Here is a 15,123-nt window from a genome sequence, read left to right as displayed (position 1 = left end):
AAAAATCGGGAAAAATCACGTATTGCAACGAGGCGCTGAAGCTTACCGGGTCACGATCGCCACAGCTGCACCAACCATGACGCCACTTGCGGTTCTTGTAAGCCGTTTGATGGCCAGATCTGAGGTCAACATCTTCCGCGCTCGGCTCGCCAACACGACGTAAGTTGTCAGCACCACCACCAGTGTGGCCGCCAGCACTGCAACCATCTCACCATACGAGATCAACGTGAGTTTTTCCAAGGGCACGAGATTGGGCAGCAAAGCCATGTAGAACAGCACAACCTTAGGATTGCTAAGCGTCAGCGTCAGCCCGGCCAGATAGGTTCTCAAAGCCGGAGCAACACGCGGCACGCCCCCATCGGCCACGTCCTTGTCAGCCGCAAACGCCCCTGCGCGCCACATTTTCCAAGCCAGAAACAGGAGATAGGCGGCGCCAACATACTTGAGCGCCACAAACGCCCATGCAAACGTATTGGCAATGGCTGCCATCCCAAGGGCCGCCAGAGTAAACCAAACCATATCTCCGGAAACCATGCCCATGCAAAACACAGGCGTACCCCGTGAGCCACCGCCCAAAACCCGGGCAACAAGTGCCGCGATGCCAGGGCCGGGTGTTATTGCCGCAACAAACAACGTTCCAGCGAACAAAAGCAGAGATGCAAAATCCACGAGGCGTCTCCCAAGCAGCGGGCTTCCATAAGGTTCAAGCGTACCCTCTAGCTGTATCTCACCCTATTTTGCGGCGCAATGGTGTTGAGATGGACTACAATCTCGCGATGTGTGCATCGGTCACTTGAAAACGTTCTGCGCCAGATGGCAGATCTTCGAACAGGGCAGCATCAGTCCCGGTCATGAACACCTGGCCGCCAATGGCTTCCAGACGTGCAAACAACGCGGCCCGCCGCGCGGGATCAAGGTGTGCGGCGACCTCATCCAGCAGCAACACCGGCGCCATCCCCGAAACGGCACTTGTAAGGCTGGCATGAGCCAGCACAAGGCCGATGAGCAGAGCCTTTTGTTCCCCGGTGGAAGCCAGGGCAGCGGGCAGTTCCTTTTCCGCATGATGCACCACAAGATCAGAGCGATGCGGTCCTTCCAGCGTACGGCCAGCCGCGCGATCACGGTAGCGGCCGTCGGATAACAGAGTGCGAAACGCGTCTTCGGTATCGGTGGAGTTCATACCCTCCGTAAGCGTTTCAAATCCCCCTTCAAGTTGGATCAACGCCTTTGGAAAGGGCAATCCCAAGCCCGCTTGGTCCTCAATGGTTGCCGCCAGTAAACTCACGGTTTCCCGCCGAGAAATTGTCACTGCCGTGCCCAACTCCGCCACTTGCGCTTCCAGAGCATCAAGAAAACTGGGCATGCCCCCTTCCGCCAGCAACCGATTGCGCTGACGCAACGCCTTTTCATAGTTGGCAACCATGCGGCCATGAGACGGATTGAGAGACAGGACCAAACGATCGAGAAACCGACGACGATCTGATCCCGGGCCGGTAAATAGGCCATCCATGCTGGGCACCAGCCATAAAACGCGAATATAGTCCAGTAGCATGTCGGAGGACCGAGCGTCTTCGCCATCGATCCGAACCCGCCGACCTGTTTCCCCGGCAGTATATCCTGTGCCAAGGCGCGTTTCGCCGTACACACCTTCAATACGCGCGTTTACCGCCCAACTACCGGATGCCACTGCGCGTCCGATGTCGGAAAGGGCTGAACGCCGAAGCCCCCGACCTGCGGTCAGGAAGGATATGGCTTCCAGAATATTGGTCTTGCCTGCGCCATTGTCACCCACAAAGGCCACCATCTGGCTCGACAGCGGGATCGTCGCAGACGCGTAGTTGCGAAAATCTGTCAGAGCCAGACGTGTCAGCGTCACGGACACTGGGTCTGACATCCTGCGTCACTCTCTTGGCTAGGATTTTGAAGCCTCACACCTGTTTGGGTGAGGCTTTTGTCGACTATACGCGCATCGGCATCAGCACGAACAGTGTATCTTCTTTTCCATCTTCCTGAATAAGCGTCGGCGAACCGGAATCGGCAAGACGGAACAACGCCGCATCTGCGGAGAGCTGGCCGGCAATATCCAGAAGGTATTTGGAGTTGAAACCAATCTCCATGTCGTCCGCTTCATATTCGACCATCAGTTCTTCGGTCGCAGACCCGGAATCCGGGTTGGTAACGGTCAGAACAAGCTTGCCTTCGGACAAAGCCAGCTTGACGGCCCGGCCGCGTTCCGAAGAGATGGTGGAAACACGGTCCACGGCTTCCTTGAAAACATCGCGGTCGACGCGCAGTTCCTTGTCGTTGTTCTTGGGAATGACGCGGCCGTAATCCGGGAAACTGCCATCAATGAGCTTGGACGTGAGAACAATCGGGCCGGTTGTAAACCGGATCTTGGTTTCCGATAGCTCCACTTTCACTTCCGCTTCCGGATCCTCAAGCAGCTTCTGGATTTCGCCAACAGTCTTGCGCGGAACAATGATGCCCGGCATGCCTTCGGCGCCCTCAGGTGCCGGCAGTTCCGATTGCGCAAGACGGTGGCCATCGGTTGCCACGGCCCGGAACTTGACCCCACCATCCGCTTCAACCGCATGCATGTAAATGCCATTCAGATAATAGCGCGTTTCTTCAGTTGAGATGGCAAATTGTGTCGCATCAATCAGCTTTCGGATGCCGCCGGCCGGAATGACGAAAGCGTGCGTGAAGTCGCCTGCGGTCATATCCGGGAAATCGGATGTGGGCAGCATTTGCAATGCAAATCGTGAGCGTCCAGCCCGAATGTCGAGCGTGGTATCGTCACCCGAGGCTTCAAGAACGACCTGAGAACCGTCGGGCAACTTGCGTACGATCTCATAAATCATATGGGCGGGAACGGTGGTGGCGCCAGGTACCTCAATCATCGCTGGAATTGTCTCAATGACTTCCAAATCAAGGTCTGTCGCCCGCAGCTTCAGTTCGCCGCCTTCCGCCTGCAACATGACGTTGGACAGGATCGGGATCGTATTTCGCCGCTCAACAACACGATGCACGTGGGTCAATGACTTCAGGAGCTCAGTCCGCTCAAGTGTCGCTTTCATGCGAAACATCCGTTTTGCTGGCGGCCCGGGGACCGCAATTGTTTATTCTAGAACGCCCGTCCGGCAGGGACGCCGGGCCGTAGAAACTGCCCTTTATGGAATAAAAAAGCAAGAGGGCGCTGTTGACAGCGCCCTCAATACGCGGGCTTTAACGAACCCGCCTGTCATTTCGAGGCAACTGCCGCGTACTTACGCGTCCAGCATGCGCTTCAACAACTCAATTTCCTGCGCCAATCCGTTATCCGCCTTGGCTAGTTCCTCGATCTTCCGCACTGCATGCAACACGGTGGTGTGATCTCGGTTACCAAAACGGCGGCCGATTTCCGGCAGGGAGCGCGGTGTCATCATCTTGGCGAGATACATGGCAATCTGACGGGGACGCACGATCGTGCGGGTGCGGCGTGCAGAGAGCAAATCTGCCTTCGTCACATTGTAGTGCTTGGAAACCACCCGCTGAATATCTTCAATCTTGACCCGGCGCGGCTCTGCAGCGCGGATCAAATCACGAAGTGTGATTTCAGCCATGTCCAAGGTAACAGGCGAATTGGTGAGTTGGTTATGGGCAACCAGCCGGTTCAACGCCCCTTCAAGGTCACGCCCAGACGAAGTCACGTTGCGCGCAATGTAGTCCAACACAGCATCAGGCACATGGAAGTTCGGGTAACTGCGCTGCTGAGCACGCATGCGATCTTCCAGAATGGCCCGCCGCAAGTTGAAATCCGGCTCGGAGATGTTAACGACAAGGCCGCCAGCCAAGCGCGAACGCACCCGGTCATCCAGACTTTCGAGATCAGACGGCGCCCGGTCTGCTGCCACCACAACCTGACGCGCCCCATCAATGAGCGCGTTGAGCGTATGGCAGAACTCCTGCTGAACCTGTTTGCCGTGAAGGAACTGCATATCGTCGATCAACAGCAAATCAATTGACCGCAAGGTGTCCTTAAAGGCCATGGCAGACTGCTGCTGCAATGCGGACACAAACCGGTACATGAAATGCTCTGCCGTCAGGTACAGAACACGACGGCCAGAATTGCGGGCCTGATTGGCAATGGCCTGCATCAGGTGGGTCTTGCCCAGACCAACAGAGGCATGCAGGAACAGCGGATTGAAGGTGACAACACCCCCACCGGCGACCTGCCGTGCGGCAGCCAGAGCCAGCACGTTGGACTCACCTTCAACGAAGGTATCGAACGTGTACTTGGGATCAAGGGCCGCACCCTCGAGAACATCCTTGCTTGAAGCATCCGCTCGTCCGGCTGGACGGGACATTGCGGACGATGTCGGCGCATTGGCGCGCAGACCCACAGGGTCGTTGACCTGAATGGGGCGCATGTCTGTTGCCTTGCCGCCATTCGGCATACCGGCTTGAACGGCCGCCTTTTGGGCTGCAGGACGCGGTCGAACTGCACCGCGCACGGTCAGTTCAATGCGCTGTACATCTTCGCACTCGTTCTTCCAAAGGCCCATCAAGCGTTCACGATAATGGGATTGAATCCACTGCTTCAAAAAGCGGGTCGGAACGGACAAGCGCACCGTGCCATCATCATGGCCTTCCAGATCTACGCGCGCAAACCAGCTGGTAAAAACGTCTTCACCCAACTCGGCCCGCAGGCGTTTCTTTACGCGGTCCCACTGCTCCGGCCCTGGAGCTTCCTGAACGTGCATGTAAGCCTCCTTCAATATGGGCATTCCGCCACAGATGCCCAGATTCAAAAGTTGTTGCGCTCATTCATGAGCGTCGATTGTTTTTTGCTGCTACAGCAACCGTGTATCTTGGGAGGTGCCCCTACCAAGAGAATTCCTATGGTGTATGTGTGCGATCAGTATCCCGGGACGCCCAAAAGACCTCAACCTGGATACGATGCCCCTCGTCCTGTTGTTACCAACGGCCCTGCGATCCTATCTGTCCACTTAAAATACCGAGCTTTTTCGAATGCTGCCCTTGCTTGCGCTGCAGAGTGACTGCGCGTCTCGGACCGGCACAGAAAATAGATATCGGCAATTTGGTCAAGCCTTTTTTTCGCGGCTGGCTGAGAAAGTCGGTTCGTCACCATCTTCAACAACGCCCCCCAATGCACAGCCTTAATCGACATGACCCAAAATCCCCTTTTGACATCAGCGTGTTGGCGCGCCGCCGTAATCCAAGCGTTTGCGTTCAGGCAACCAATAGGTGCCGCACTCGCATCTCTCGGCTTTCGGAAGCTTACCATGTTTGAACTGACTTTGTCCGTCCCCACCGTTAACGCCCTACTGTCCGCCCAGTTTACATTGCCCCTAACAATAGGATATCGCCCCGGGCAAGCCCAGTTACAACTTCCTACAAAGTAAACCTGAATACCCGTTACTAGTGATCAAGTTGCCATGTTACTTACGCACAATCACTACTAGTAGTAAGCGCTGCCTCAACTTCCCGATCCACAGCGTTTTCTTTAGTTTCGGAGAGGGAACCGAGCAGCAACCCGACGACTTCTTGGGACCATACACAGCCCGTTTTGGTCCCGCAATAGCCAAAAATTAACAGATCGTAATAGCTACGCCCCTTCCTTTAGGGTAATCATTAACATCCGAAGGCGAGGAATGCCACAAAGCGCTTCAGACTCAATGGCTTTTCGAAACGCCGGTTGGTTAATGCACCAAGCCAGGCTTCGCAAAAAAAATTCCGACGCTTTTTCCTTGACTCGCAAAGAATCTCAGGTGATTGGCATTGCTAATTTTAACCTATCTCCAAGTTATTGATAATATTGAATATTTACTGCCAAATATGCAGAGTAATCCACAAGCAACTTTTAGGCGTATCCGCTTAAAAAACAGGCAATAATAGAACCCCGGCTAAAAAAAAACCCGACCTGAACGGTCGGGTTTTTTGATAAAACCTGTTAAGGCTTATCAAGCGCTGAGAGCCTTGATACGTGCGTTCAGGCGGGAGACCTTCCGCGCTGCGGTGTTGGCATGAAGAACGCCTTTACCTGCTGCGCGCATGATTTCCGGCTGAGCGGCTTTAAACGCTTCGTTAGCCTTGGTCTGGTCACCAGACGCAATAGCTTCTTCTACTTGACGCACAAAAGTGCGAACACGGCTACGGCGAGCCTTATTAGTGGCCGTCCGGCGGGCAATTTTACGGGCCGCCTTCTTGGCCGAAGGAGTGTTGGCCATGGGCTCTGTCCTGATCTGTCAGTAAAGAACTGGTGTCAAATCGCGAACGAGGCCGCCCAAAGCAACCCCGGTCAAACGAAAGCGGCGGCGAACAAGTCCGCCACCGGTTGTGGAGCGCTTATAAGCATGAGTAACAGCCACGTCAATGGGAAAACGCGCCCGCCATGCTTTTAAAACCAACATCAGCGATTTTTGAACGCCGGTTTGCGCTTTTCAATGAAGGCCTTCATCCCTTCCTTCTGGTCCGTCGTCGCGAACATGGACTGGAACAGACGGCGTTCAAAACGCACCCCTTCAGACAGGGAAACCTCATAGGAGCGGTTGACGCTTTCCTTGGTCATCATGACGATTGGCATTGAGAATTCAGCGATTTTCCCCGCTGTCGCAACGGCATCTTCAACAAGGTCTTCGGCTTTTACAATCCGACTGACAAGACCGGATCGCTCTGCTTCTTCGGCATCCATCATGCGCCCGGTCAGGCACAATTCCATGGCCTTCGACTTACCAACAAAGCGTGTGAGTCGCTGTGTACCACCTGCACCTGGCATAACGCCGAGTTTGATTTCAGGCTGACCAAAACGAGCGGAATCAGCAGCAATGATGAAATCGCACATCATGGCCAGTTCGCAGCCCCCGCCCAGCGCGAATCCAGCCACCGCAGCGATCACAGGCTTGCGCACGCGGGTAACATCATCCCAATTGGCAAGAAAATCCGTCAGGTAGGTATCAACATACTCGTTATCGGCCATCGCCTTGATGTCCGCGCCCGCTGCGAACGCCTTTTCAGAACCAGTCAGGACGATGCAGCCAATGTCCTCATCCTTGTCAAATGTGCTAAGCGCCTCTGAAAGCTCATCAATCAAGTCCTTGTTGAGGGCGTTCAGCGCCTCTGGTCGGTTCAGCGTTACCAGCCCCACCTTACCGCGAGTTTCAACGATAATATTCTCATAGCTCATGGGAGCTCCCCCTCTTGACCATGGTAGATTACCGTAAGTCTTAAAACAGATGCCCCATGCGGCCTATTGAACCTTCTGGTCACTTGAGAGGCACGGTCGGCGACGCCTCGCCCTTTGAGAAGGGGCGCTGTGCTGCTACGTTGAATCCCGAATGACAGCAGGAGATCAGCAAACCCATGAGCTCGGCCAATCGCGTTACACAACTCACCCGCTCGGATCTGGATACATTGATGGACTGGGCAGAGGATGAGGGCTGGAATCCGGGCCTCGATGATGCCAATGCGTTCTGGGCCGCCGATCCCAGCGGCTTTTGGGGCATCAAGCAGGAGGGCGGACTGATTGCCGGCATTTCGGCGGTCAAATATGGAGGCGATTATGGGTTCATCGGGTTTTACATTTGCCACCCGGACCAACGTGGCAAGGGGCTGGCGCTGCAAGTCTGGCGTGAGGCGCTGACAACTGTCGAAGGACGTCTAATTGGCCTGGACAGCGTTCCCGAACAGGTGAGCACCTACCGGAAGTCCGGCTTTGAGCCAGCCCATCGAAACCTGCGATACACTGGACTTTCCGTTGTATCTGTGCCGCAGGATCCTCGGCTGTCGCCCATCGGCACTGGCATATTCCCAAGTATTGCCGAATATGATCAGGCGTTCGTTCCCACACCACGTCCCGCATTTCTCAAAGCATGGCATCAACCAATGAATAGGCAACGGTTCGGGTTTTGCGTCGTGGAAGATGGCAGTATCACCGGCTGCGGTACGATCCGTGCCTGTCGAGAAGGATACAAGATTGGCCCACTCTTTGCCGAAACGGCGGAAACGGCAGACTTGCTGTTTCGCGCCCTCGCCGGTTCCGTGCGCGGTCAAATGGTGACGCTGGACCTGCCGGAGCCGAACACGGAAGCGGAAGCGTTTGCCGAACGCTATGAGCTATCGCCCGTCTTCGAAACCGAGCGCATGTACCACGGCGAAGCACCAGATTTGCCCTTGAGCAAGATTTTCGGCATCACCACGTTCGAGTTGGGCTAGAACCTGTCAGCCTGGCAGCATGATTTCGCGATCTTTCTGATCTTTGGCTTCTTCCTGAAGCCAGGACTTGAAGGCCTTGACCACCGGTCGAATGGTGCGGTTTTCAGGATACACAAAATGATAGGCAGAAGGCAGTTTCAACGTAACGCCGAACAACATTACAAGGCTGCCGGAACGCAGTTCCTCTTCGATGAAAAATTTCGGCACCAAAGCGACCCCCAGACCAGCGACAGCAGCTTGGGAAATCATGGTGAACTGATCAAAGCGCGGACCTTGAAACGCCAGATCCGTTTCCACGTCCGCCTGCAGGAACCATCGTTGCCAGGCATCTGGCCGCGTGGATTGATGCAGCCGCAGTGCCGTACAAAGGTGTTCGGGTTTGGTCAGACCATGGCGATCACGGAAGTGCCGTGAACACACCGGCACCACTTCCTCGTGAAACAGCGGCTCCGCAATGGCTCCCGCCCAAACCGGCTCCCCGTAGTGAATGGCACCATCGAAAGGCTCGGCCTCAAAATCGAAAGGGCGCAAACGTACGGCCAGATTGAAACTGGCTTCCGGATACCGCTCGTGAAAACGCGGCAAGCGCCCGGCGAGCCACCGTGTGCCGAACGTCGGCAAAACAGCGAGATTGAGTACATCTTCGCTTCCACCAAATGACATGACCTGCCGGGTGGCTGTCGTCATTTTTTCCAAAGTGCCCTTGATATCATGCAGATACAGTCGGCCCGCATCGGTCAGCACAATCCTTTGACGCACCCGTTTGAACAACTCCACGCCAAGACGGGCCTCAAGCAGACGCACTTGCTTGCTGACCGCCCCTTGCGTCAAGAACAACTCCTCCGCGGCCCGGGTGAACGAGCCGTGCCGAGCCGCGCTTTCAAACGCGATCAGGCTGTCGATGGGCGGTATAAACCCCCGCTTCATCTGGTTCTCCCTCTACTCTCCCCAAAGCGCAGATCAGCGTGCCTTTAATTCCAAAAGGACTATTTAGATGCCGTTCTTGGTGCGGCGTATTCATGCTCACCATACGCATAGATCTTTTGAGCTCAGCGACTTACATCATATCGCCGAGGAAAGCACTACGTCTTTAGTCATTCCAAAACTGCATGACTACTGGAAAATACGTGGCTTTTGTCCAACCCGTTTATCCGTGAAACTGCCTATCAATCATCTGATAGCATCAGCTCCGGAGACTGTTTATGGCTGCACCACTCGACACCAGGCGTTTGCCTGAGGAAACCATCGAACTCATGGCGCGCATGGGCGTAGAGCCCAGCCGGCTTTCCGGAGGTTCCATGGCTGCAAAGTCGCCCATTACCGGCGAAGCCGTCGCGCAGATCAACGAACACTCGGCCGACGATGTTGCCAAAATTGTTGGCAAGGCTCACGAGGCATTTACGACCTGGCGCACTGTCCCCGCGCCGCAGCGCGGCGAGTTGGTGCGTCTATTGGGCGAAGAATTGAGAGTGCACAAAGACGATCTGGGGCTTCTGGTTTCGCTCGAAGCGGGCAAGATCACTTCGGAAGGGCTGGGCGAAGTTCAGGAAATGATTGATATCTGCGACTTTGCCGTTGGGTTGTCACGCCAGCTTTATGGTCTGACCATTGCAACCGAGCGCCCCGGTCACCGCATGATGGAGACATGGCACCCAATGGGCGTCATCGGCGTGATTTCCGCATTCAACTTTCCCGTGGCCGTCTGGTCATGGAATGCCGCGCTCGCTTTTGTTTGCGGCAACAGCGTGGTTTGGAAGCCCTCCGAAAAGTCTCCACTGACGGCCATGGCCGTTGAGGCCTTGTTCCAGAAGGCACGCGCCAAATTTGGTGCAGATGCACCGGAAAACCTGCTTCAAGTGGTAAATGGCGCCCGGGAAACAGGAGCCGCCCTTGTTGATGACACCCGCGTACCCGTGATTTCGGCAACCGGATCCACACGCATGGGGCAACAAGTCGGGCCGCGGGTCGCGCAACGCTTTGGCCGCAGCATTCTGGAGCTGGGTGGTAACAACGCGGCAATCGTGGGCGCTTCCGCCGATTTGGACCTCGCCTTGCGCGCGATTGCGTTCGCAGCCATGGGCACCGCAGGTCAGCGGTGCACTACCTTGCGCCGTCTTATTACTCATGAAAGCGTTTATGATGCGCTCATTCCTCGTCTGATCAAGGCTTACAGCTCCGTCCAGATTGGCATACCCACCGAAGAAGGCACCCTGATTGGTCCACTGATCGACAAGGATGCTTATGAGGCGATGCAACAGGCGCTTGCGGCGGCACGTGCGGCAGGCGGCACCGTGCACGGAGGTGAGCGTGTTCTGGCCGATGTTTACCCGGATGCGTACTACGTTCAGCCCGCGCTCGTCGAAATGCCAGCACAAACTGGCCCGGTCCTCGAAGAGACTTTCGCACCCATTTTATATGTAATGCGGTTCAAGGAACTGGACGAAGCCATCGACATGCAAAACGGTGTTGCAGCAGGCCTGTCGTCCTCCATCTTCACCTCCAGTCTGGCCGAGGCAGAGACCTTTACCTCGGCTGTTGGGTCGGATTGCGGAATCGCCAATGTAAACATCGGACCATCTGGCGCAGAGATCGGCGGTGCATTTGGCGGCGAAAAAGAAACGGGTGGCGGGCGCGAAGCCGGTTCCGACGCGTGGAAAGCTTACATGCGCCGAGCCACCAACACCATCAACTACTCCGGTGCGCTGCCTTTGGCGCAAGGCGTTAAGTTCGACGTGGAATAAGGAAGAATAAACATGAGTAGCGATCCAACTGGCGGTGGTCAGTTCAACTGGGCAGACCCGTTTCAATTGCGCGATCAGCTTCAAGAAGATGAAATCCTGATCATGGAAAGCGCACATGCTTATGCGCAGGAAAATCTGCTCCCGCGCGTGATCGAAGCTTATCGCGAGGAAAAAACCGATCGGGCTATTTTCAACGAAATGGGCGCTCAAGGATTGCTGGGCGTCACGCTGCCGGAAGAGTATGGCGGTGCCGGCGCTTCCTATGTGGCATATGGCCTCGTTGCGCGAGAAGTAGAGCGCATCGACAGCGGCTATCGCTCCATGATGAGCGTGCAATCTTCTCTGGTGATGTATCCGATCTACGCCTATGGCTCCGAGGAGCAACGCAAGAGGTATCTGCCCAAACTGGCCAGCGGGGAGTTTGTCGGCTGTTTTGGCCTGACAGAGCCAGACGCCGGGTCCGATCCCGCCGGCATGCGCACCCGGGCAGAGAAAATCGACGGTGGGTATCGCCTGACGGGCTCCAAGATGTGGATCTCGAACTCACCCATTGCCGACGTGTTTGTTGTGTGGGCGAAGTCTGAAGCTCATGACAACAAGATACGTGGCTTTGTTCTCGAAAAGGGAATGAAGGGGCTGTCGGCACCCAAGGTTGGTGGCAAGCTCTCCTTGCGCGCGTCAATTACCGGAGAAATCGTAATGGACGGCGTTGAGGTCGGCGAAGACGCCTTGCTGCCCAACGTTTCCGGTCTCAAGGGCCCCTTCGGCTGCCTGAATCGCGCGCGCTACGGCATCTCATGGGGCGCGATGGGCGCTGCCGAGGACTGCTGGATGCGCGCGCGGCAATACGGCCTCGACCGCAAGCAATTCAACAGACCACTGGCCCAAACGCAGCTGTTTCAAAAGAAGCTGGCCGATATGCAAACTGAGATTGCGCTTGGGCTTCAAGGTTCGTTGCGGGCAGGGCGCCTGTTTGATGCCGGACAGGCCTCGCCAGAGATGATTTCTCTTGTAAAGCGCAACAACTGTGGCAAGGCGCTTGATATTGCCCGCATGGCTCGGGACATGCACGGCGGCAATGGCATTCAGGAAGAATACATGGTCATGCGTCATGCCCAGAACCTGGAGACGGTAAACACCTACGAAGGTACGCACGACGTTCACGCCCTGATCCTCGGACGTGCACAAACCGGCCTGCAGGCATTCTTCTAATCAACGCTACGCCCCTCGCGATTCTGTTTTGCGGGGGGCTTTTGTTTTTCAAATCCTTTTCTCAGGCAAAACGCGCCAAAATTGTCAGGTGGATTTCATGGCAAGAGAACACGTAGATGTCGCCATCATCGGCGGTGCTGTTATGGGATCGTCCATCGCCTATCATCTGGCCGCCCACGACGGCTTTGACGGACGTGTGATGGTGATTGAAAAGGATACGAGTTACCAGCGCTGCGCGTCCGCCCTTTCTGCCGCGTCAATCCGCCAACAATTCTCTGCGCCAATCAACGTCGAGATTTCCATTCATGGAATCCAGTTTTTGCGTGCCATTGGCGAACATTTGTCGATTGATGGAGAGGTGCCGCAGATAGACCTCAATGAAGGCGGCTATCTTTTCCTTGCCAATGACAAAACCCGAACCATTCTGGAACAAAACCATCGCCTGCAGACCCAACTCGGCGCGGATATCGCCTTTCTTGATCGCCCCGCACTGCAAGAAAAATTTCCATGGTTGAACACGGAGGATCTGGTCGCCGGATGTCACGGCCTGAGCGGCGAGGGGTGGTTTGATGGCTATGGATTGATGCAAGCCTTTCGCCGAAAAGCCCGATCCTTGGGCGTCCCCTACAAGAACCAGGCGGTAACACGCTTGCAGCGGCGAGAAGATGGATGGCACATTGAACTAACCAGTGGCGAGATTGTGCTCGCCGACAAGGTAGTCAACGCAGCCGGCGCATCAGGTGGCGCAACTCTGTGCGCTCAGGTTGGCCTTGATCTGCCTGTTCACTGCAAGAAGCGCATGATCTTCACCTTCGAGTGCCGTGATCGGATCGAGGGTCTGCCACTGCTCATTGACCCGACAGGTGCCTATGTCCGGCCGGAAGGGAGCCAGTTCATCTGTGGCAGTGCACCGTTTGAAGACCCGGATTGCACCGATTTTGAGGTGGACCACACTTTTTTCGAGGATTTTCTCTGGCCAACTCTGGCCAATCGCATCCCGAAGTTCGAGGCAATAAAGGCGGGCGCGGCGTGGGCCGGCCACTACGACATGAACCTTTTTGACCACAACGCGTTCATCGGCCCTGTCAGTGGGTTGGATGGGTTTTACCTGGCGCTTGGGTTTTCAGGCCATGGTCTCCAGCAATCGCCGGCTGTAGGGCGCGGCCTTTCAGAACACATTGTGGGCGGTCGTTACGAAACGCTGGACCTTGGCCCCTTGGGACTGGATCGGTTTTATGACAACCAACCCTTGAGGGAAGTCAATGTCGTGTGACGTCACCCGAACATGGCCTTTTCCAGCGCCTTGCAATGTGTCTCCAGCACCTTGACGCGGGCATGACGCTTGTCCTGCGAGGAAACCAGTGTCCATGGCGCATATCGGGTTGACGTTCGATCCACCATATCGCCTGCAGCAATTGCATAGTCATTCCACTTCAAGCGATTGCGCCAGTCTTCCTCGGTTATCTTGTAGTTCTTATAGGCGACCTCTTCCCGAGCCTTGAAACGCCGGAGTTGCTCATCTTCAGATATGGCCAGCCAGAACTTGCAGATCACAATTCCAAAATGAGCCAATTCCGCTTCGAAGGAGTTGATCTCGTTATAGGCCCGCAACCAATCGGCTTCGGAACAAAAACCTTCAACGCGCTCCACAAGAACACGCTCGTACCAAGAGCGATCAAAAATCGCGATATGACCCTTTTTCGGAATACGGCGCCAAAACCGCCATAGGTAAGGGCGGTTCTTTTCCTCATCAGAAGGAGCGGAGATGGGATAGACCTTGTAATTGCGAGGATCCAGCGCCTGAGTCACACGGCGGATAGAGCCCCCTTTGCCCGCTGCATCATTGCCCTGAAATACTGAGACCATAGATAATTTCTGGAAGCGCTTGTGGTCTGTCAGCTCCGCCAGGCGTCCTTGCCAATGCGCAACCTGTTGTTTGTAGTCACTCTTGGAAAGCGTTTCCGTCAGATCAATGGCATCCACCGCCGAGGTCTTGGTGATGCCGCTGACAACGGCAGGCGCGGAAACCGGTGCCATGTCTCGTTGTTCATGGCGCTTTTTCATGGCCGCCAGCACCGTTTCGCCCACCGAAAGATCTCGGTAGTCGGGATCTGCGGCCGGAATGACGATCCAGGGCGCGAAGCCGGTACTGGTGTGCAAGGCCACTTTCTCACCGGCGATTTGCGCTTTCTGGCGATGCTCGAGACCCGTCCATTCTTCAAGATAATGCCGAGCCTTGTGTTTGGAGGCCGCCACCGCTTCAAGACGCTTCTTCTGCTCCTTTTCCGGCAGCGTGAACCAGAACTTCAGCAACAACACATTTTCATAGGCCAGCATCCGCTCGAAACGGTTGATGGTTGCCAGCTCACGTTCGAAAGCGTCGTTGTCCAGTTTTCCTTTGACCGCCCGGCGCATTGGCCGCTGATACCAAGAGCCAAACACGATCGCGGTTTCACCACGCGCAGGAAGGTCACGCCAGAAACGCCAGAACCTTGGACGCAGCCGCTCTTCCTCTGTTGGTTTGCTCTCATAGGCATTGCAGATCAGGTAGCGATTATCCATCCATTCAAACAGACGCGCGATCGCAGCCCCTTTCCCCGACCCATCAAGGCCACCCACAATGATGATGGTCGAAAAGTCCCTTGTCTCCTGAAGTGTATGCTGCATCTCAAGCAGGTCGGCACGCAGCTTTGGTACCCGCTTTTCGAACTCTTCCTTGCTGATGGACTGATCAAGAGCGGCAGACTGAAACATGAGACTTATCCAACTTTGGATGGTAAACAGTGAAATACTAACGCGATCAACGGCTTCTGACAAAGAAAGAACACGTTGTTTTTCAAAACCTACTATAACATCCAGTTGTTAAAAATGAGCCAACTATGAAAAGCACCCGTGATCCCGCGACCTGCCTTGAAACGTGATGGGCCACTGCCCATTCTCCGCTATGCTTCAAATT

General features: G+C 55.4%; 12 protein-coding genes. 4 read left to right on the top strand and 8 right to left on the bottom strand.

The genetic code is table 11. From position 1 onward, the window contains the following. Window positions 1–42 precede the first annotated feature (42 nt). The 6 genes from G512_RS0103270 to G512_RS0103235 form a co-directional block, all read right to left on the bottom strand. On the bottom strand, window positions 43–669 hold the full coding sequence (locus tag G512_RS0103270; RefSeq protein ID WP_028480464.1) for a LysE family translocator: 627 nt from the start codon (window positions 667–669) through the stop codon (window positions 43–45). A gap of 94 nt (window positions 670–763) precedes the next feature. Further along, window positions 764–1,894 carry a DNA replication/repair protein RecF gene (gene recF, locus G512_RS0103265; RefSeq protein WP_028480463.1) on the bottom strand — a complete coding sequence of 377 codons (1,131 nt, stop codon included), beginning with the start codon at window positions 1,892–1,894 and terminating at the stop codon, window positions 764–766. Window positions 1,895–1,958: 64 nt separating this feature from the next. Continuing rightward, the gene (gene dnaN, locus G512_RS0103260; RefSeq protein WP_028480462.1) at window positions 1,959–3,077 is read right to left on the bottom strand and encodes a DNA polymerase III subunit beta; all 1,119 of its coding nucleotides are present in this window, start codon (window positions 3,075–3,077) and stop codon (window positions 1,959–1,961) included. Window positions 3,078–3,266: 189 nt separating this feature from the next. After that, window positions 3,267–4,742: a chromosomal replication initiator protein DnaA gene (dnaA, locus tag G512_RS0103255; RefSeq protein ID WP_028480461.1), complete on the bottom strand. Its 1,476-nt coding sequence runs from the start codon at window positions 4,740–4,742 to the stop codon at window positions 3,267–3,269. A gap of 1,221 nt (window positions 4,743–5,963) precedes the next feature. After that, window positions 5,964–6,230, bottom strand: coding sequence for a 30S ribosomal protein S20 (rpsT, locus tag G512_RS0103245; protein ID WP_028480459.1), 267 nt, complete (start codon window positions 6,228–6,230; stop codon window positions 5,964–5,966). Window positions 6,231–6,412: 182 nt separating this feature from the next. Further along, a complete protein-coding gene (locus G512_RS0103235) occupies window positions 6,413–7,186 on the bottom strand; it encodes an enoyl-CoA hydratase (RefSeq protein WP_028480458.1) in 774 nt (257 codons plus the stop codon). A gap of 176 nt (window positions 7,187–7,362) precedes the next feature. Between G512_RS0103235 and G512_RS0103230 the strand changes: the two genes are divergently transcribed. Continuing rightward, window positions 7,363–8,214, top strand: coding sequence for a GNAT family N-acetyltransferase (locus tag G512_RS0103230; protein WP_028480457.1), 852 nt, complete (start codon window positions 7,363–7,365; stop codon window positions 8,212–8,214). 6 nt (window positions 8,215–8,220) lie between these two features. Here the strand turns inward: G512_RS0103230 and G512_RS0103225 are convergent, their stop codons facing one another. Continuing rightward, the gene (locus G512_RS0103225; RefSeq protein ID WP_028480456.1) at window positions 8,221–9,141 is read right to left on the bottom strand and encodes a LysR substrate-binding domain-containing protein; all 921 of its coding nucleotides are present in this window, start codon (window positions 9,139–9,141) and stop codon (window positions 8,221–8,223) included. 275 nt (window positions 9,142–9,416) lie between these two features. Between G512_RS0103225 and amaB the strand changes: the two genes are divergently transcribed. From amaB to G512_RS0103210, 3 genes are all read left to right on the top strand, one after another. Continuing rightward, window positions 9,417–10,955, top strand: a complete 1,539-nt coding sequence (amaB, locus tag G512_RS0103220) for an L-piperidine-6-carboxylate dehydrogenase (RefSeq protein WP_028480455.1) — start codon at window positions 9,417–9,419, stop codon at window positions 10,953–10,955. Between the two features lie 12 nt (window positions 10,956–10,967). Next, window positions 10,968–12,167, top strand: coding sequence for an acyl-CoA dehydrogenase (locus G512_RS0103215; RefSeq protein ID WP_028480454.1), 1,200 nt, complete (start codon window positions 10,968–10,970; stop codon window positions 12,165–12,167). A 97-nt stretch (window positions 12,168–12,264) separates the two neighbouring features. Continuing rightward, window positions 12,265–13,440 carry an NAD(P)/FAD-dependent oxidoreductase gene (locus tag G512_RS0103210; protein ID WP_028480453.1) on the top strand — a complete coding sequence of 392 codons (1,176 nt, stop codon included), beginning with the start codon at window positions 12,265–12,267 and terminating at the stop codon, window positions 13,438–13,440. Between the two features lie 2 nt (window positions 13,441–13,442). Here G512_RS0103210 and pap read toward each other — a convergent pair whose 3' ends face one another. Next, the gene (gene pap, locus G512_RS0103205) at window positions 13,443–14,921 is read right to left on the bottom strand and encodes a polyphosphate:AMP phosphotransferase (protein ID WP_028480452.1); all 1,479 of its coding nucleotides are present in this window, start codon (window positions 14,919–14,921) and stop codon (window positions 13,443–13,445) included. Window positions 14,922–15,123 lie beyond the last annotated feature (202 nt).

It is taken from the genome of Pseudovibrio exalbescens DSM 16456, assembly GCF_000422785.1.
GTDB lineage: Bacteria > Pseudomonadota > Alphaproteobacteria > Rhizobiales > Stappiaceae > Pseudovibrio > Pseudovibrio exalbescens.
This window is presented reverse-complemented; position numbering and strand designations above follow the sequence as displayed.